At 61.5% G+C, this 18608-nt stretch carries 13 protein-coding genes and 3 tRNA genes; 12 read left to right on the top strand and 4 right to left on the bottom strand.

From position 1 onward, the window contains the following. Window positions 1-80 precede the first annotated feature (80 nt). The 5 genes from HMPREF9452_RS02845 to HMPREF9452_RS02825 all read left to right on the top strand — a co-directional run bounded on the left by HMPREF9452_RS02845 (window position 81) and on the right by HMPREF9452_RS02825 (window position 5558). Window positions 81-1340, top strand: a complete 1260-nt coding sequence (locus HMPREF9452_RS02845; protein ID WP_009140597.1) for a molybdopterin molybdotransferase MoeA — start codon at window positions 81-83, stop codon at window positions 1338-1340. Window positions 1341-1374: 34 nt separating this feature from the next. Beyond that, window positions 1375-1848, top strand: coding sequence for a MogA/MoaB family molybdenum cofactor biosynthesis protein (locus HMPREF9452_RS02840; RefSeq protein WP_009140596.1), 474 nt, complete (start codon window positions 1375-1377; stop codon window positions 1846-1848). Between the two features lie 81 nt (window positions 1849-1929). Then, entirely contained in the window at window positions 1930-2808 is an 879-nt protein-coding gene (modA, locus tag HMPREF9452_RS02835) for a molybdate ABC transporter substrate-binding protein (RefSeq protein ID WP_009140595.1), read from the top strand. Between the two features lie 33 nt (window positions 2809-2841). Then, complete coding sequence (modB, locus tag HMPREF9452_RS02830) at window positions 2842-4488, top strand: molybdate ABC transporter permease subunit (RefSeq protein WP_009140594.1); 1647 nt, start codon at window positions 2842-2844, stop codon at window positions 4486-4488. Continuing rightward, the gene (locus HMPREF9452_RS02825; protein ID WP_009140593.1) at window positions 4488-5558 is read left to right on the top strand and encodes a sulfate/molybdate ABC transporter ATP-binding protein; all 1071 of its coding nucleotides are present in this window, start codon (window positions 4488-4490) and stop codon (window positions 5556-5558) included. Before modB ends, HMPREF9452_RS02825 begins: the two co-directional genes overlap by 1 nt. Before the next feature lie 79 nt (window positions 5559-5637). Here the strand turns inward: HMPREF9452_RS02825 and HMPREF9452_RS02820 are convergent, their stop codons facing one another. The 3 genes from HMPREF9452_RS02820 to HMPREF9452_RS02810 all read right to left on the bottom strand — a co-directional run bounded on the left by HMPREF9452_RS02820 (window position 5638) and on the right by HMPREF9452_RS02810 (window position 9942). Then, window positions 5638-9426 carry an S-layer homology domain-containing protein gene (locus HMPREF9452_RS02820; protein ID WP_040362135.1) on the bottom strand — a complete coding sequence of 1263 codons (3789 nt, stop codon included), beginning with the start codon at window positions 9424-9426 and terminating at the stop codon, window positions 5638-5640. A gap of 360 nt (window positions 9427-9786) precedes the next feature. After that, window positions 9787-9860 (bottom strand) — tRNA-Gly (locus HMPREF9452_RS02815). A 5-nt stretch (window positions 9861-9865) separates the two neighbouring features. Further along, window positions 9866-9942 (bottom strand) — tRNA-Pro (locus HMPREF9452_RS02810). A 194-nt stretch (window positions 9943-10136) separates the two neighbouring features. Here HMPREF9452_RS02810 and gdhA point away from each other — a divergent pair. Beyond that, window positions 10137-11492, top strand: coding sequence for an NADP-specific glutamate dehydrogenase (gdhA, locus tag HMPREF9452_RS02805; protein WP_009140591.1), 1356 nt, complete (start codon window positions 10137-10139; stop codon window positions 11490-11492). A gap of 104 nt (window positions 11493-11596) precedes the next feature. Here the strand turns inward: gdhA and HMPREF9452_RS02800 are convergent, their stop codons facing one another. Beyond that, window positions 11597-12688 carry a glycerol dehydrogenase gene (locus HMPREF9452_RS02800; RefSeq protein WP_009140590.1) on the bottom strand — a complete coding sequence of 364 codons (1092 nt, stop codon included), beginning with the start codon at window positions 12686-12688 and terminating at the stop codon, window positions 11597-11599. Between the two features lie 284 nt (window positions 12689-12972). Here HMPREF9452_RS02800 and HMPREF9452_RS02795 point away from each other — a divergent pair. The 6 genes from HMPREF9452_RS02795 (at window position 12973) to HMPREF9452_RS02770 (ending at window position 18104) form a co-directional block, all read left to right on the top strand. Beyond that, window positions 12973-13056 (top strand) — tRNA-Leu (locus HMPREF9452_RS02795). A 76-nt stretch (window positions 13057-13132) separates the two neighbouring features. Continuing rightward, window positions 13133-14416: a trigger factor gene (gene tig / locus HMPREF9452_RS02790; RefSeq protein WP_009140589.1), complete on the top strand. Its 1284-nt coding sequence runs from the start codon at window positions 13133-13135 to the stop codon at window positions 14414-14416. Window positions 14417-14563: 147 nt separating this feature from the next. After that, a complete protein-coding gene (locus HMPREF9452_RS02785; RefSeq protein WP_009140588.1) occupies window positions 14564-15187 on the top strand; it encodes an ATP-dependent Clp protease proteolytic subunit in 624 nt (207 codons plus the stop codon). Between the two features lie 2 nt (window positions 15188-15189). Continuing rightward, a complete protein-coding gene (gene clpX / locus HMPREF9452_RS02780) occupies window positions 15190-16602 on the top strand; it encodes an ATP-dependent Clp protease ATP-binding subunit ClpX (RefSeq protein ID WP_009140587.1) in 1413 nt (470 codons plus the stop codon). 331 nt (window positions 16603-16933) lie between these two features. Beyond that, window positions 16934-17731, top strand: a complete 798-nt coding sequence (locus HMPREF9452_RS02775; RefSeq protein WP_009140585.1) for a sulfite exporter TauE/SafE family protein — start codon at window positions 16934-16936, stop codon at window positions 17729-17731. Between the two features lie 58 nt (window positions 17732-17789). Then, a complete protein-coding gene (locus tag HMPREF9452_RS02770) occupies window positions 17790-18104 on the top strand; it encodes a PTS transporter subunit EIIC (RefSeq protein WP_040362133.1) in 315 nt (104 codons plus the stop codon). Window positions 18105-18608 lie beyond the last annotated feature (504 nt).

Below are 18608 nucleotides of genomic sequence, written 5' to 3'. Positions count from 1 at the left end.
CGCTTGGCATTTGGAGACTATACTTCTCGAAGAATAGTACTGCTTGCATGCCGCGGGTGCGGCGCGAAAGGGGAGGGCGCATGGCCGAGAACTTGATGGTGTTGGAAGAGGCCCAGGCGATCGTGTTGGAGCACGTCCACCCCACGCCCGTGGTCGAGGTTCCGCTGCACCTGGCAGCCGGTCTTCCCGCGGCAGCGGACCTCGCGACCGATATCGATTTATCGCCTTTTGCCAACAGCGCGATGGACGGCTATGCGGTTCGCGCCTGCGACCTTGCGGATGCGAGCGCGGACTTTCCCGTGGAGCTTGTCGTCATTGGACATGAGGCTGCGGGCCACGTGTTTGAAGGCGCGGTCGAGGAGGGTTGCGCGGTGCGCATCATGACGGGCGCGCCCATGCCGGCGGGTGCGGACGCCGTGGTGAAGTACGAGATCGTCGAGCTTATGGAAGGTGACGGCAACGAGGGCTCCACGGTGCGCTTCACCGCTTCCGCCCAGGTGGGTGACAACGTGCGCGAAGCGGGCCTTGAGGCCCGTGCGGGCGAGGCGGTCATGCACGCGGGCGAGGTCCTGGCTCCCGCTGGATGCGGCCTTTTGGCGTCTGCGGGTATCACGGCGGTGCCCGTGCATCGTGCGCCGGTGGTGGGCGTGCTGTCAATTGGCACCGAGCTTGTGGCGCCGGATACGGTCCCCGGTCGCGGGCAGATTCGCGATGCAAACTCGAGCGCCCTTTTGGCGTCTGTGGTCGCGGCGGGCGGGGAGCCCAGGTTCTACGGCATAGCGGGCGATAGCGAGGACGAGATCTCGAACATGATGCTCGCCGCGGCGGAAGAGTGCGACTTTGTTATCTCGAGCGGCGGCGCGTCTGCGGGTGATTACGACTATGTGACCCGTCTGGTGCGGCGCGAGGGTCGGGTGCTGTTCGATCGCGTGTCCATGCGTCCCGGCAAGGCGATCACGTTTGGACTTATCCGTAATACGCCCTATCTGGGACTTTCCGGTAACCCCGCGGCGGCGTGCGTTGGATTTGAGATGCTTGCCCGCCCCGCCCTGCGTAAGATGCGCGGCTACGCGGTCGTTCCTCGTCCCCTGCAGTATGCCCGCGTCGCCCATAACGTGCGCAAGACCCAGGCCAGGCGTTTCTACGACCGTGCGGTGCTGTCTCGCGATGAGGGCGGCGAGCTGGTGGTTGTTGCGGCAAAAAGCCAGAATTCAGCGCTGCTGGGCACCCTGCAAAATGCCAACTGCCTGCTGATGGTGCCCGATGGGGACGCGGGCTTTTCCGCGGGAGATATGGTGCCCTGCGTGCGCATCGATCTGCCCGAGGGCACCGTTTTGTAGCCGTATCGAATCGCATATAGCCGGGGAGGCCCCTATGGATATATCTTTTGCCGTCATCACGTGCTCGGATACGCGCGATCTTACTCGCGACGAGGCAGGCGCCGCGCTTAAGCGCCTGGTGTTGGAGGCGGGCTGGTCGGTTGCCAGCCATGTTGTGGTCAAGGACGAGCAGGAGCAGATCGCTCTCGCCATCGTCGATGCATGCGACCAGGTGGATGCGGACATTGTGATCACGTGCGGCGGAACGGGTCTGTCTCTGCGCGACGTGACTCCCGAGGCGACCCGCTCCGTATGCGACCGAGACGTCCCGGGCATCGCGGAGGCCATGCGGGCGTATTCCATGACAAAGACGCGCCGCGCCATGCTGTCGCGCGCGGTGTGCATGCAGCGTGGACGCCACCTGGTGATCAACTTCCCCGGTTCCACCAAGGCGGCGCTGGAGTGCTGGGAGGGTATAAGCGACCAGCTTGAGCACGCATGCAAGATGACCGCCGGCTGCGGGCACTAACGCGTGTGCTTGTAATTATTCTCTTACGAGTATAATGAGGGCGTTGTTTCGCACCAGCCTATTCTTAAAGGGGGAAATCTCATGTCAATGTTCACCGCCATGAGCCGCCGCGGCGCGCTCGCCCTTATCGCCTCGCTTGCTATTGCGGGGTCCGTTGCCGGCTGCTCTGGCAACACCGCCGCGCAGGGCAGCGCCGAAGCTGCCGGTTCCTCGTCCACGCAAAGCGCGGAAAAGGTGGAGCTGCAGATCTTTGCCGCCAACTCGCTGGAGAAGGCGCTGCCCGAGGTTCAGGCGCTCTATACGGAGCAGACGGGCGTGACCTTTGCGGACACGCAGTTCAAGGCGTCCGGCGACCTGGTTGAGCAGATGCGCGCCGGGGCACAGGTCGACGCGCTGATCACGGCGTCCAAGGGTACTATGGACGATGCGGTCGAGGCTGATCTGGTGGACGAGTCCACGCGCGAGGACATGTTTGTGAATGACCTGGTGATCGTGAAGGCCGAGGGTTCCGACCTTGCCGTTGCCTCTATCGAGGACGTTGCCAACCTGGACGGTAGGATCGCTATCGGCGATGCGGCCACGGTGCCCGCCGGCAAGTACGCCAATCAGGCGCTGGCCTCCGTTGGCCTCTACACCAATGCCGAAGGCGCGGATGGCGAGTACGCCGCTTCGATCGCGGACAAGGTCGCGCTTGCCGACAAGGTGGGCACCGCCGCCAAGTACGTCTCTACGGGCGACTGCGTGGCCGGCTTTGTCTACAGCTCCGATATCTTCCGCTACGATGGCATCGAAGAGGCGTTTGTCTGCCCGGAGGATTCCCATAAGCCCATCGTGTACCCCGGCGCCGTGTCCGCTACCAGCGAGAATGCCGAGGAAGCGGCCAAGTTCCTGGAGTTCTGCCTTACCAATAAGGATGCGCAGAAGATTTGGGCCAAGTACGGTTTTGAGCTCTCTGAATAGATGCGCCGCGCAACGCGGCAAGGAGGTGGCGCGTTGAGCGCATGGCGTATCGATACGGCGGATGCAAGGGCGGCGTGGCTGGCAGTGGTGGTCGCGGTCATCATGGTGGCGAGCGTCGCCCTGTGGCCCGCGCCCGTCATGGCGGCCGGCGCCTCCGGCCCCGCCGTCGCCGCCACGCAAGAGGGCGCCGCTTTTGGCATCTACGGCTTTGAGCGCAACGCCAAGGGCACCGCGCGCGCTATGGACGGCCAGCCGGCGGGGTATCGTTTTCCGTTGCTGGATGACTCTAACGTGGTAGTTGTTCGCACGCCTGCAAACGTGTTGGTGCACGTTGACGCAGGTGCCGCCCAGGCAGCTGGCTTTGATTGCGAGGACGCGGACGATCAAGCGGCGCTGCGGCGCATGCTGTGCGAGCTTGACGCGGCGCACTCTATGGGCGGCGCCGCGCTGGCTGACGTCGAGAACCCCTGGATCTTCACTACCGAGCCACAATGCGTGCAGGCTCCTTACCGCTACCGGTTTTGCGTGACGGGCGAGGACGGCGACGCCTACGCGGTGGTGGACGCCGCCGGACAGGCGGACGCTGCCGACGCTGCGGCTGCAGCTGAAGACATCGATCTGGGCGACGGTGCGCTGTGGAGCGATGACGCGCGCCTGGTAGCCGCCGACCAGGTGTCCTTGGCGGCCGAGCCCACGTGGCTCGAGGGGTTGGGGGCGTTTTTCGCCCGAATCGATTACCGTCCGCTGTGGGTGTCCATCAAGACGGCCGGCGTGGCGCTTGCGGTCTCGTTTGCGCTGGGGCTGCTTGCCGCATGGCGCACCATGGGTACCACAAGCCGCATCAAGGGCGTGTTGGATTCCGTCTTCACCATCCCCATGGTGTTGCCGCCCACCGTATGCGGCTTTTTACTGCTGATGCTCTTTGGCCAGTCCACCGCTGTGGGCAGGTGGCTTATCGACCACGGCGTCTCGCTGGTGTTCACGTGGCCCGCTGCGGTGATCTCTGCGATTGTCGTCTCATTTCCGCTGGTCTACCGTACCGCGCTGGGGGCTTTCGAGGCCCTGGACTCGCAGATGCTCGATGCCGCCCGTACGCTGGGCTGGTCCGAGTGGCGCATCTTCCATTCGCTTATGCTGCCCCTGGGCTGGCCCTCTATCGCCGCGGGCACGGTGCTGGCCTTCGCCCGAGCCATGGGCGAGTTTGGCTGCACGCTGTTTTTCGCGGGCAACTATGCGGGCATTACGCAGACCATCCCCATTGCCATCTACTTTGAGTGGATGGGCGGCGACACGGACGTGGCGTTGTTCTGGGTGCTTGTGGTGATCGCTTTCAGCTTCTTGGTGATTCTTTTTATCAACCTGTATACGGCGCGTTCGCAGGCTTATCGCAGCCGGGGCTACATCAAGGGTCGCGCCGTCGGCGACGCTTTACACGTGGGCTCTAGGGTGCAGGGCGTTCAAGATGCGGCGTTTTTGGACGATGACGAGGCCGCGGGCGGCGACGCGCTGCGCATCGACCGCGATGCCCTGCGCGAACTTATGCGCACGGACGCAGCCGTGGGCGCTGCGGCGGGAGCTGCCGCGGGCGCTGCGGCGGGAGCTGCCGCGGGCGCGGTTTCGACGGGACGTGGGTCCTCGTCCCCATCATCCGCAACGCGAGACGGCAAGGGAGGCCGCTGATGTCCTTGGTCCTCGATATCAAGAAGGCCTACCCGGACTTCTCGCTTGACGTGAGGCTGGAAGCCGCCGGCGAGCGCGTGGCGCTGCTGGGAGCCTCTGGTTGCGGGAAAAGCTGCACCCTGCGCTGCATCGCCGGAGTGGAGACGCCCGACGAAGGCCGAATAGCGGTGAACGGCGTGACGTTCTTTGATTCTGCGCGCGGCATCAACCTGTCGCCGCAGCAGCGCAAGTGCGCCCTGCTGTTTCAGAACTACCAGCTGTTCCCCAACCTGAGCGTTGCCGATAACGTTCTTGCCGGCGTTGAAGGGCGGCTTTCGCGCGAAGGGCGCGATGAGCTCGCGCGGCGCTATCTCTCCATTTTTGGTATGGCGGGGTATGCGGACCGCTATCCCGCCAGGCTTTCCGGCGGACAGCAGCAACGCGTCGCGCTTGCTCGCATGCTGGCCGCGCGTCCGGCGATCTACATGTTCGACGAGCCGTTTTCTGCGCTCGACTCGTTTTTAAAGAGCGCGCTTGAGCAAAATCTGCTTGACCTGTTTTCCGTCATCGATTCCACGGTGCTCTATGTAAGCCACGATATCGATGAGGCGTGCCGACTGTGCGAGCGCATCTGCGTGCTACACAACGGGCGCGTGGAAGAGGACGGCACGGTGGAGCAGGTTGTTCAGCGGCCCCAGACGCTTGCCGCGCTGCGTCTGACCGGGTGCAAGAACACCAGCCGCGCGCGGAAGGTGGGCGATACCCTGGTCGAGGCGCTCGATTGGGGCATGACGTTCGATGTGGGCGCTCCGGTTGCAGACGATGTTGCCTACCTGGGCGTGCGCGCCAACTACTTCCATATCGACAACCGCGAGGCGCCCGGCAAGAACAGCTATATGCTGCGCGTGGCGCGGGTGAGCGATTCTCGTTTTGAGCGCCTGGTGCTACTGGATCCGCCGCGCGCGGACGCATCGAGCCGCCTTACGTGGAAGGTGAACACGGTGGGCGCGGACATGGCGACCCTGCCGCGCGAGGGCGATTGCCTGCGCATGCATTTTGACGCGGCCAAGATCTTGATGGTGAATAGGTAAAAGACGGCGGACGACTAGCCAATGGGCGATCGTCCGCCGTCTGCGTGCACGCGTGTTTCAGGTGCGCTTTGAGCGCTCTTTAGGCGAGCTGCGTGTTGATGAAGCGCGCCAGGATGGCGGCGACCTCCGCACGCGTCGCGGTCGAGGCGGGGTTGAGCATGCCCGATTCATTTCCCAGGATTAGGCCCTCTGCCACCGCCCACTGCATGGCGTCCGCAGCGAACTGCGAGGTGAGGCCTGCGTCCGGATGGGTGGACTGGACGCGCGCGGAGGTGTCGAGCCCCAGCATGGTTGCATAGCGCATGAGGAACACCGCGACCTGCTCGCGGGTTACGGGGTCCTCGCCACCAAAGACGGAGCCGTCGCCGTAACCTGCGACGATACCGTTTTCGCTGCCCCATGCGGCTCCGTTGGCAAACCAGTCGCTTTGCGCAACATCCGTGAAGGCGCTTGCCGGCTGGTCCTGGCGCGCGTCTTCCAAGTTAGCGAGCATGCAGACGAACATGGCCCTGCTTGCCGCCGCGTTGCCCTGGAACTGCAGCGCTCCTCGCTCCCCGGGAACGCCGTTGATGATGCCGCGGGCGCTCGCGTAGCCTACGACTTCTTGTGCGAACCAGTCGGTTTCCCGTACGTCCTCGAACGATTTGCCGCGGCTGGCGATTTTGATGGTGGCGTCGTTTTCGATAGGGAAGGAGACGCGGTTGTTCGCCAGCGCTGTCTTGGCGAGCACCTTCTCGTTCCCGTTGGCGTCTACCAGCACGGCGACGGTGCCCGGGGCCAGCTCGCTGTCCTGCGAGTCCAGGCTGACCTGCAACGGTCTCGCCGGCGCGGTCCCTGCGATGTCGATGGTAATCGCAGGTGCGTCCGCGCTACTTGCGCCGGCGATCGCGTACTTGAGGGGCAGGGTGGCGCGGCCGGTTTTGGCGACGCTTGCCGGAACGGTGGCGCTGATGGCGGTGGCGTCGCCGTCCTTGTCGAGCTTTATGGTGGTGCTGACGCCGTCGGGAGCCGTGGTGTCGATGGTGGACGTGCCGTCCTTATGCGTGGTGGTGGTCACCTTGTTACCGGCATCATCCGTCTCAACCTTGATGTTGTCTCGATCGGGTTGCGGCTGGGGCTGGGGCTGGGGCTGGGGTTGCGGCTGGGGCTGCGGCTCGGGATCGGGTTCCGGCAGCGGCTTTGCGGCAAGGCCGCGCTGGGCGCGGAAGAGCTTCTTCGCTGCGGTGTCCAGCAGATCCTTTTGCTGCTCTGCGGCCGCTTCGGTGTCGTAGGTGTCCAAGCAGCTATCGAGCGATGCCTTGGCCTCGTCGCGTGCGGCGGTGAATGCCTTCCAGCTCTCGTCCGTATACACGTCGTCGTTGGTAACCGCGTTCGCCTCGTCCAAAACGGAGGAGATGAGCGTGGTGGAAACGGTCCAGTTGCTCATGACGCCAAGTCCCAGCGAAATCTTGTTGCAGGGGGTCTCGCCCGCAACAAAGGCGCCTTTTGCTCCCATGCCGATGTAGACGGTCTTGTCGCCTACGGTTGTTGAGACGGTTTTGGCCGTACCCTCGCCTTCGATGGTAAAGATACTGCCCGCGTCGCCGAGCACCAGGTTGCAGCCGTTGTCGCCCGCTGTGATGGCGAGCTTGCGCCCGTCCGCAACGCTGGCGATGGTGTAGCCGTCGCCCGTACGGTCGATCTTCCACACCTGGTTTGCTATGGGGAACTTGCCGGACGTATCCGGCGTCACCGCGTTGTTGGAGATGGAGCTGCGCAGGCGGTCGGGGGCGGCGCCGCCCGGCAGGTTGTACATGATGCGTCCGCCGTCTTCCTGTCCGTGGATAAGGTAGACGCCGTGCTTGGGAAGCTGCGTCGCCAGCGTGTAGGGCGCCTCGTAGGTGGCGTTGACCTCATGGGTGCCTAAGCGGTCGGGGAGCACCGTGGCCCCGCGGCTGGATACGTAGACGTCCCAGGATGCTGCAAGGTGGGCCTTCGCGCCGTTCAGATCAAAGGCGGCGACCACCTTGACGCGTGCCTTGCCCGCGTTCGCGCCGGTTAGGGTGGCGCTAGCGCCTGCGGCATCGATCTTTACGGCGGGAGCGCTGTCGGTGGAGTCATTGCCGGCAGTCTGTTCGACCGTCCAGGTGTATTCGATCGCGTCCACGCCGTCGACTGAGGCGGAAAGCTCTATTTCCTCGTCCACATCAAGCGCTTCGACCATGTTGGAGACCGCAAGGGCGGGCGTGGTCGCGCTGTAGCTCCAGCCCTCGCCCACAAGGTCGAGCAGGGAGAACTGGTTGAAGATCACATCCTGCGTGCCGTCGCTCTTTGGCTCCTGCTGCTCGTAGACAATAGCCATCTTATCGCCGTCTACCTGCGTGAGGCAGGAATAGAGAAAGCGCCCCGGGAACTTGATGTCGTTGGCGTTGAGCCAGGTGACCTTGTTGGTCGCGGCGTCGATGGAGCCTATGCGCACCGCTCCGTCGCGTCGGCCGCTTGTCTTGGGGTATGACGCGGCGATGAGGTTGGACCACACGCGGCCCTGCGCATCTACCAGGCAGCCGTCGACGTTGATGAAGGAGACCATGCAGTTGCCGGTGTACTGAAGCTCCGTATCCAGGGTGTAGGCGCTCCAGGTCTGCCCGTTATCAAAGCTGTCGGCATACGAGATCGCGCCCGCGCTGTTGCGCGAGTACATGCGCACCCCGCCGGCGGGCAGCCTCACGGTCTGAGACTCGCTGGACTTGCCGCTGCCGTTAAATTTGTTGGAGCGCTCGCCGCGCTGCCAGGTGGCGCCTGCGTCATCACTCCAAATGGCGCTTGCGCTCTCGTTACCGCCTTGCTTGCTCTCGTAGATTTGGAACATGATGCGCTCGCCGCCGCCCTGGAACGGAACCACCAGGCCGCGCCCCGGGCAGATGCCGGTAAAGGGCTGGTCGTCCTTGCGCTTGACGTTCAGGATCGAAGGCTCGCCCCAGTCGATGCCGTCTTGCGTGGGCGTGCCCTTGACTAGCCAAATGTAGCAGGTGGGGTATGCCTTCCATTCGCTTTGGGAGTAAAAGACGTTGGCCTGGATATCCTTGCCGGTCTCATGTTGCTTGACCACGGTGCGAGACGCCGCGCCGTCAGCTACGGTATACAGGTCGAAGTACGCGTCGACCCAAGAGCCGGTAAGCGCGCCGTTTTTGTCTTTAATGGGACGAAGATCGATGCGCGCGCCGTCTATGTCGAACGTCTGCTTATCTGCCGCATCGCAATAGTAGGTGTACTGGTCTGCGTCCAAGCTTGCGATGGCGCCGGCCTTGCCGCGGCTGATGAGGAAGTTTCCGTTCTCGTCGAAGCCGGTGCTTTGGCAGCTGGCGCCGCCGGTGCCCCAAATGCCGGTGCCCGCCGGCCAGGCATCCGCCATCATGTAGACGGTGCCGTCGCCGCCCTGGATAAACGTGGGGTCGATAAACGAGGCGCTGTTTCCCTTGTGGCCGCCGTTTTGGCTGGGGTAGTCCACAAACTCGTTCACCAGCTCCCACTCCCAGGTTTTGCCTCCGTCCTTGGAGATGCTCACAAGGCCGTCCAGGTTCTCCGGGGAGTCGCCGTAAACGCCCCAGCGCGCGTCCGCGCCGGCGAGCAGCCAGCCGTTATCCAGGGTGATGATCGACGGGATGCGGTAGTGCTGGCTGTTGCCGGTTTGGTTGGAGACAAAGGGCTGGCCTGCCGTGGTGCCTGAAAGCGCGCGCGAACTTACCGAAGGCAGGGGAGCGGTGGCGCTTGCCGCTGCCTGGGCTTCAAAAAGAGGGTTTGCGATCAGCGTGGCGGGTACGGCGGTGCCCGCGAGCCCGGCGGCGATGAGGGACGCCGCGGCGATTGTCCCAAATGACTTCAGTTCCATGTATCCATCCATTCTGCTACGTACCACCTTGGTAGGCGAGGCGGTAGGGCGTTGTCGGAGCGGCCGCGCTATAGCCAGCCGGTCAACGTAGTGTATGGATACAGATGTCACTTGAAAAGAGAGAGAACGGTTACATATGTAAGGTAAGAGTGCAAATGGTAGATAATAACCGGTATTCGGTCGGCGCGTGAAACGGTTGATATCGGTAGGCTGGGGCGAACTTGCTATCAGCGCGCTATGCTGCCGCCGATGCATTGCGAGTAAAGCGTCGGCGGCATATTGAATGCATAGGCTTATGGCATGGATTCCGCAAAAGAAAACAGGCCAGAGCTTTTAAGCACTCTGACCTGCAAATCTGTCTGGAGCGGGCGACGGGAATCGAACCCGCGTCATCAGCTTGGAAGGCTGGGGTTCTACCATTGAACTACGCCCGCGTCTATGGTCGGGACGACAGGATTTGAACCTGCGACATCCTGCTCCCAAAGCAGGCGCGCTACCAAACTGCGCCACGTCCCGACGTCCACAAAGAGGCAGTATAGAGCTTTCTCGCCAAACAGGCAAATGATTTCTTATTTTGGCAAACATGAACAACATGTTGCGGCGTAGTTTCAACTTGATGCATCAGAGTAAAAGCATTACGCGTGCTTTATCATGTTACGCCGTATGGCTGAGGGCGCTATGCCCATCCAGCAAGAGCTAAAGGAGATATCATGAGCTATACCCAGCGAATTGTTGCAGAGTTGCACGAGCGCTATGCCGACCAGCCCGAATTCATCCAGGCTGCAGACGAGGTCTTGACCTCGATCGCCCCTGCGGTAGATGCCAACCCCGCCTATGAGGAGGCAGGCCTTCTCGAGCGTCTGGTCGAGCCCGAGCGCGTCGTTATGTTCCGTGTTCCCTGGGTCGACGATGAGGGCAAGTGCCAGGTCAACCGCGGCTACCGCGTCGAGTTCAACTCCGCTATCGGCCCCTACAAGGGTGGTCTGCGCTTCAACCCCACGGTAACGCTGGGCATGCTCAAGTTCCTGGGCTTCGAGCAGATCTTCAAGAACTCCCTTACCACGCTCCCCATGGGCGGCGGCAAGGGCGGCTCGGACTTCGACCCCAAGGGCAAGTCCAATAACGAAATCATGCGATTCTGCCAGTCCTTCATGACCGAGCTCACCCGCCACATCGGTCCCAATACCGACGTTCCCGCCGGCGACCTGGGCGTTGGCGGTCGCGAGATCGGCTACATGTTCGGTCAGTTTAAGCGCCTGCGCAACGAGTGGACCGGCGTTCTCACCGGTAAGGGCCTCTCCTTCGGCGGCTCCCTCGCCCGTACCGAGGCAACCGGCTACGGCCTGGTCTATTTTGTGGACGAGTACCTCAAGTGCCACAACGACTCCTTCGAGGGCAAGACCGTCGTGGTCCACGGCTCCGGCAACGTCGCTATCTACGCTATCCAGAAGGTTTCCCAGCTGGGCGGTAAGGTCATCGCCGCTTCCGACACCAAGGGTTGGGTCGAGGATCCCGAGGGCATCGATTACAAGGTCCTCGAGGACATCTACAACAAGAAGCGCTCCGGCAACGACCGCGGCGTGAGCCTTGCCATGTACGTCGACGCGCGTCCCGCCGCTACCTGGCATGCAGAGGACGGCCGCGGCGTGTGGCAGCTTCCCTGCGACATCGCCCTGCCCTGCGCTCGCGAGAACACCCTGCTGCTCGAGGACGCTCAGGCTCTGGTCGCCAACGGCTGCAAGATCGTGGGCGAGGGCGCCAACATGCCCACCACCACCGATGCCACCAACTACCTGATCGAGAACGGCGTCGCCTTCATGCCCGGCAAGGCTGCCAACGCCGGCGGCGTTGCCACCTCTGGCCTCGAGATGGCTCAGAACGCCGAGCACCTCTCCTGGAGCTTCGATGAGGTCGACAGCAAGCTCGAGAACATCATGCGCGGCATCTACCACGCATGCGACGACGCCGCGACCGAGTACGGCTTCGAGGGCAACTACATGGTCGGCGCCAACATCGCCGGCTTCAAGAAGGTCGCCGATGCCATGATGGCCCAGGGCATCGTCTAATCGATTCGTTCGTCATTTGATATAGCCTTCATCAAAGGGGCGTCCTTGGTTTGTCGGGGACGCCCTTATTTACTTGCTATTCTGACTTCCTCGTTAGTGGATTGTTATTTTGTAACGCTCCTTCCCAACGCGTCAGTTGCAAGTATGGCGGCATAAAGCTCATCGGGCGTAACGTCTCCAGCAAGATTGTGAATCGTCTCTCCCGGTACGCATGCATTCTCTGCAATAGTGCGCACCTGGTCGTTGTTGGTGACACCAAGCTCTGCTAGGGTAACGGGGAGACCCACTTCTAGGCAGAAAGACTGGACGTCTTCGAACTCCTCTTTGGTCGCGCCTTCCAGGGTTAGCTGGACCAACGTACCAAACGCGACGCAGCAGCCATGGGGCGCGCTATGCCCGCCCAGAGCGGTCAAACCGTTGTAGAAGGAGTGCGCGGCGGCACAGTTGACGTTATCAGCGCCAACACCAGAGAGGTAGACGTTTGCCTCGATAATGGCGTCAAGCGCAGGGGTCACCACGTTGGCGTTACAGGCGGCAATCGCCTGGGACCCATAGTCTCGCAGCGTTTTGTAGCAAAGTTCCGCCAGCGCCATGCCTGCGCGGGTGATGCCGGTTCCCTCAAGGCTTGGGGATTCCGTGCGAATGGATGCGCGGCCTTCGAAGAAGGTTCCCAGCGCGTCTCCCATTCCGGCTACGAGGAATCGTGTGGGCGCGTTGGCGATAACAGTACTGTCAACCATGACGGCGTCGGGATTGGTCGGGTAGAACAGATACTTATCAAAGCTTCCGTCATCGTTATAGATTACGGAGAGCCCCGTGCACGGAGCGTCGGTTGCGGCGACCGTAGGGATAATGACAACGCGCTTGCCGGTGTAGTATGCCGTGGCCTTTGCGGTATCAACAGCCGATCCGCCGCCCACCGCAACAACGGCGTCAATTTTATCGTCCTTAACAATTGCCTGCATCTTGGCTATCTCGCCATTGTTTGACATGCCGCCAAAGATTTCATAGCGGCGGTAGTTTTCTGAATCGCCAAAACTGGCCTCAATATTGTCGTGACAAGCGCTGTGCCCGCTGCGCGAGCAAATGAACAGCCAGCGATGGCCCATGTATCCCATTTCATTGTGGAATTGGAGCGTCGCATCTTTTCCCTGAACGTATTTCAAAGGTTCTCTCATTGCACGCAGTAGCTTCATAACAGCTTCTTTCCTCTTGCCGTCGCTAGCAGCTCATTCAGCCAGTTCTTAGGCTGGAGCGATTGTAGGATCGAGCGGGTCCAGTCTGCTTATTTGGACGATGTATGAAACGCATCTTTCATAACGCCGATAGGGGAGCGGTGCAAAAGGCTTGTTTGGTGTAGCATGTGGATCAAATTTACGTTCATCTGTGGACGGACCGTGTGCTGCCCCGGGCACTATTCTATGTTCATGGGTCATAATGCCCATGTATCTGCTATCATACAAAAGTTGCTGTCATATATGCGGGCGTGGCGGAATTGGTAGACGCGCTGGGTTTAGGTTCCAGTGGGATTCCCGTGAAGGTTCGAGTCCTTTCGCCCGCACCATCTGACAACATTGGTTTTATCGTCAACTGGGTTTGATCGGCACCCCATCTAAGCCGATGGTATTTGAGGAGGAACGTTGAACATCTCTGCTTCTGACGTGAAGGACGCCAAGCTTACCGCTACGGTCACCATTCCCGCTGCCGACGTTGATGCCACCATCAAGAAGGCCTACAAGGCTGCTGCCAAGCAGTACCGTTTCCCGGGTTTCCGCCCCGGCAAGGCCCCTCGTCCCGTCATCGACAGCATGCTGGGCAGCGAGGCCGTTCTCGCTCAGGCCACCAACGAGCTGATCGGCTCCAACGAGGCCAACGTTCTCAACGAGCTCGACATCGTCCCTGTCAAGGAGGGCAACTACGAGAACATCGATCTTTGCCGCGACGGTGAGGACTACACCTATTCCGTCGAGTTCACCCTCCGTCCCTCCGTCGTCCTGACTTCTTATGACGCCGTCGAGATCGAGATGCCCCCTGCAGAGGTCACCGAGGCTGAGATTGACTCCCAGGTCGACATGCTCATGGGCTATCACGCAACCTTCGAGGACGTCGAGCGCGCCGTCGAGGCTTCCGACTACATCACCATGGATGTCGAGAACGTTAAGAACGCCGAGGCCATCGCCGGCGAGGGTCGCATGTTCGCTATGGACTCCCAGTCCATGCCCGCAGAGTTCACCGAGGCCGTCCTGGGCATGAACGTCGGCGACGAGAAGGAGATCTCCTGGACCCCCGAGGGCGCTGAGGAGGCTACTATCAAGGTCACCCTCAAGTCCGTCAAGGAGCGTAAGGTCCCTGAGCTGACCGATGAGTTTGTCAAGGAGTCCTTCAGCTTCGACAGCATCGACGCCATGCGCGACGCTATCAAGCTCGAGGTCGAGGCTGACAAGTCCTCCAAGCTTCCCGCTCTCAAGGAGAACCGCGTTGTCGCCAAGCTGGCCGAGCGTCTCGAGCTCGACAAGGTTGACGAGGACTACGAGCAGTCCGTCTTCTCCGAGCTGGGTCAGAACTTCCTGCAGAACCTCTCCGCTCGTGGCATGACCCTGGACGCCTGGCTGTCCGCCAACGGCCTGACCTCCGAGGCGTTCATCGCCGACCTGCACCAGCAGGCTGACGACGTCGCTCGCGAGTCCCTCGCCCTCGACGCCCTGGCCCGCGAGCTCAAGCTCGAGGTCACCGACGAGGACATCGACGAGGAGTTCAAGAGCGCCGGCGTCGAGGACGTCGAGGCTTCCAAGGCCGCCTTTGTTGCTGAGGGCCGCATGCCTGCCGTCCGCGACTCCATCCGTCGTTCCAAGGCCGTCGACTGGCTGGTCGAGACCGCTAAGGTTACCGAGGTTGACGAGTACGCCGAGCGTGCCGCCCAGTAGGGATATCAACCGACTCGCACACCCTCTTCGAGGGTAGAGTAATATACCGGGTAACACCGGATCAGTTTCGTACGGTGCAACGACTCATAGCGCGCATGCGCGGTCGTGCACCGTACGTCTATGTAACGCTGAATGAAAGGAGAGGGCATGGTTTCACGCATCGACTCCGCGCTCGTTCCGTACGTCATCGAGCAAACCCCTCGCGGTGAGCGCAGCTACGATATCTACTCGCGCTTGCTCAACGACCGCATCATCTTCCTTGGTGAAGAGATCAACTCCGTGACCGCCAACCTGGTCATCGCGCAGCTGCTTCATCTTGAGAGCCAGGATGCCGAGAAGGACATCTCGCTGTACATCAACTCCCCTGGTGGAGAGGTCTACTCTGGCCTGGCCATCCTGGACACCATGAACTACATTAAGCCCCAGGTCTCCACCATCTGCGTCGGCATGGCTGCTTCCATGGCCGCTGTGCTGCTTGCAAGCGGTGCCAAGGGCAAGCGCTTCTGCCTGCCCAACTCCATCGTCATGATTCATCAGCCCAGCGGCGGTGCCCAGGGCCAGCAGACCGAGATCGAGATCGCAGCGCGCGAGATTCGCGAGACCCGCGCCACGCTCAACAAGATTCTTTCCGACGCCACCGGTCAGCCTTTCGAGAAGGTTCAGGCCGACACCGAGCGCGATAACTATATGCGTGCTCAGGCCGCGCTCGAGTACGGTCTGGTCGACCGCATCGTTTCCTCCCGCGTCGAAGCTGCGAAAGAGAGCAATTAAGCATGCCTTCCGATAATCACGATACGCATGATCACGGCGTCGTCCGCTGCTCCTTCTGCGGTAAGACGCAAGATCAAGTCCGCAAGCTGGTAAAGGGTCCCTCCAATACCTTTATCTGCGATGAATGCGTTGCCGCATGCTCTGAGATTCTCGAGGAGTCGCTGGCACAGGATTTCATGGCTGCTTCCTACGGCATGCCGCCCATACAGGACGCAATGGGCGAGTTCGAAGTCGAGGAAGATGATCCCTCCACTTCCGAGGTCGCATCCAGCCTCATCCGCCGCGTGCCCACGCCGCATGAGATCTATGACGAGCTTTCCCAATACGTCATGGGCCAGGAAGACGCCAAGCGCGCCATGTCCGTTGCCGTCTACAACCACTACCGTCGCGTTTTGGAAGGTTCCACCGCTCAGACTGATGCCTCTTCGTTCAGCTCGCTTGGCAAGCATGCCAACGATGCGGACGATCTCGAGGGAGTGGAGCTCGCCAAGAGCAACATCTTGCTTCTTGGTCCCACCGGTACCGGCAAGACCCTGCTGGCGCAGACGCTCGCTCGCATCCTCGAGGTGCCCTTCGCGATTGCCGACGCCACGGCGCTGACCGAGGCGGGCTACGTTGGTGAGGACGTTGAGAACATCCTGCTCAAGCTTATCAACGCCGCGGACGGTGACATCGGCCGCGCGCAGATTGGCATCATCTACGTGGACGAGATCGACAAGATTGCTCGCAAGGCGGAAAACCTCTCCATCACGCGCGACGTCTCCGGCGAGGGCGTGCAGCAGGCGCTCTTGAAGATCCTCGAGGGCACTGTCGCGAGCGTTCCCCCCACCGGCGGCCGCAAGCACCCTCAGCAGGAGCTTCTGCAGATCGACACCACCAATATTCTGTTCATCTGCGGCGGTGCTTTTGTTGGCTTGGACAAGATCGTCTCCGACCGTGTGGGCAACAAAGGCGTCGGCTTCAACTCCGAGATCGCCGGCCCCACCTCCGCCGACGAGAACGACCTGCTTCGCCAGGTGCTTCCGCAGGATCTCAACGCGTTTGGCATGATCCCCGAGTTCATCGGCCGTACGCCGGTCATCACCCAGACCCAGGCTTTGGACGAGGATGACTTGGTTCAGATCCTCACCGGTCCGCGCAACGCGATCACCAAGCAGTATCGTCGCATGTTCCAGCTGGAGGGCTGCGAGCTCGAGTTCGAGCCCGAGGCCCTGCATGAGATCGCTGCCAAGGCGCTGTCCCGCAAGACGGGAGCCCGCGGTCTTCGTTCCATCTGCGAGGAACTGCTGCAGCAGACTATGTTCGACCTGCCTAGCGAGCAGAATGTCGCCAAGGTGGTTGTCACCGCCGCCGCGGCCCGCGGTGAAGAGCAGCCCCGTCGCGTTTACAAGGGTTCCGATATCGATCTCGACTAGCCCTTGCCATTGCATTTACCAGCATGACGCCGCCCCGAATTTGCGATTTTGGGGCGGCGTTGCTGTAGTTAATATCGTTAGTAATTATGCAATCGATATAAGTTTCATCGCCCCTTGAACGGCGCCGTACAGGTTAGCGTCGTTTCCGAGCTGGGCGACGACCATGTTGGGCGTCGGGAAGCCGTCGAGCGGGCCCGTGACGCCCGAGAGCGCGACGTCCATCCGCCTCTAGAGTGCCTCCATGAGCTCTGTGTCACAGATTCGAACGTGGTATTATCAGATTACTGTTCTTTTTTGTTCAAAATGTTCGTATATGTTTGAGAGGTGCGTTGTGGACGTGCGTTTCGTCGCGGTGTTCATAGTTTGTTTTCTGGCCTCGCTGCTTGGCCCTCTGTGCGGAATCGGCGGCGGGGTGATCATCAAACCGGTCGTTGATGCGATGGGTGTGATGGGCGTCGGCGCGGTAAGCTTCCTGTCGAGCGTCTCGGTGCTGGTCATGTCGCTGTCCACGCTCGTCCAAAATGCGTGTACGCGATCGTCGTCAATCGACTCGCGGTCCTTGATGCCCATCGCTGTCGGCTCCGCGGTGGGCGGTGTGGCGGGCAAGGTCGCCTTCAACCAAATGATTGCCGTTCTTCCCAACGCCGATCTTGTGGGTGCGGCACAGGCGGCGGTGCTCATCGTCTTCTCCGTGCTTGTTCTCATATACACCCTCAACAAAGACCGTATCGCCGGCGTTGAGCTTCGTGGTGCCGCTCCGCAGGCCCTTGCCGGTATTTTTGCCGGTGCCTGCTGGTCGTTCCTCGGTATCGGCGGCGGACCGTTCAACTTGGCCATCCTGGTGTTCTTCTTCTCCATGGAAAGCAAGACGGCGGCTCAGGCCTCCCTGTTCATCATCGCGTTTTCGCAGACGGCGAGCCTTGTCTATACCCTCGTCAGCGGCAGCGTGCCCGATTTTTCCCTTATCGTGCTTGTCGGTATGTGCCTTATGGCCGTCATGGGCTCCGTGGTGGGTCGCAAGTTGTCGAAGCGGATGGACAGCTCCACCATCGATCGCCTGTATGTTTTCGCGTTGTTGCTGATCATTGCGATCAGTCTTTACAACTTCGCTCGGTTTGCGATTTTGTGATGTGCGCTTAAAGACTTGGAAGCCTGAAGGTCCGGCAGCCTGAAGGTCCGGCCCTTGAGTGTGCTTGGCCGCCGCGCTTGAGAAGCTCGATGCGTTCGCAGCCGGCGCGACCGCGCTGCCCAACATCCTCACGAACGCCTGGTGGTTCACTTTCGTCCAGCTCGGCGGCTCCGGCGGCATCATCGGCCTTGTGCCGTGTATGCTCTTCGTGGCCAAGAGCGAGCGCTGCAAATCCCTTGGCAAGATGGCTGTCGCTCCGGCGCTCTGCGGCGTCTCCGAGCCCGTTGTCTTCGGTATACCATCGCGGAAAAGGAGCACAAAGAAGGCATTCAATCGCAAATCGTGCGTCAATGGGGCGTGCAACTGTGAATAGCGGGCGGGACCCGGGTTGATAGCATTGTTCCATAAGGGTGGCTCTATCGACCTGGGTTTTTAATATGAGTTGAACATTGTCAAGTGGCAAAACGTCCCCGCCCCCGGGGAGCTACCGCGGGGGGCGGGGACGACCTATCTTCACCCGGGGGACGCGCCGCTTGAGGGCGTGTCTGCTCGACGCACGTTCGGCACTCTAATATCCGCGGGTCGGAACCGCATTTCGTTGCTACGGCTGGGGGCCTCCGGCTTCATCGCAGTCTCGTGGCGGGCGTGGCGGTCCCCCGCTGCCCAGAAAAAGGAACTGGAATGGCCTCCCAACGGCCTCGAGCGCGGCGCGCCCCGGGGTCGGACTCCTATCTCGCCGCGGGCGCTACCGGACCATGAGCGCTATCGCCCAGACCCAGCAGGCCATCTCGCGGGCCGTCGCGCAGTTCGCCACGCAGGGCCTCTTTCCCGCCTGCGACATGGCGTCGCGCCTGTCCTGCAGGCGGCGGTTGCACTT

The sequence above is a fragment of the Collinsella tanakaei YIT 12063 genome (assembly GCF_000225705.1).
Lineage (GTDB): Bacteria > Actinomycetota > Coriobacteriia > Coriobacteriales > Coriobacteriaceae > Collinsella > Collinsella tanakaei.
Note: the sequence above shows the minus strand (reverse complement) of the source record. Positions and strands in the feature narration are given on the sequence as shown.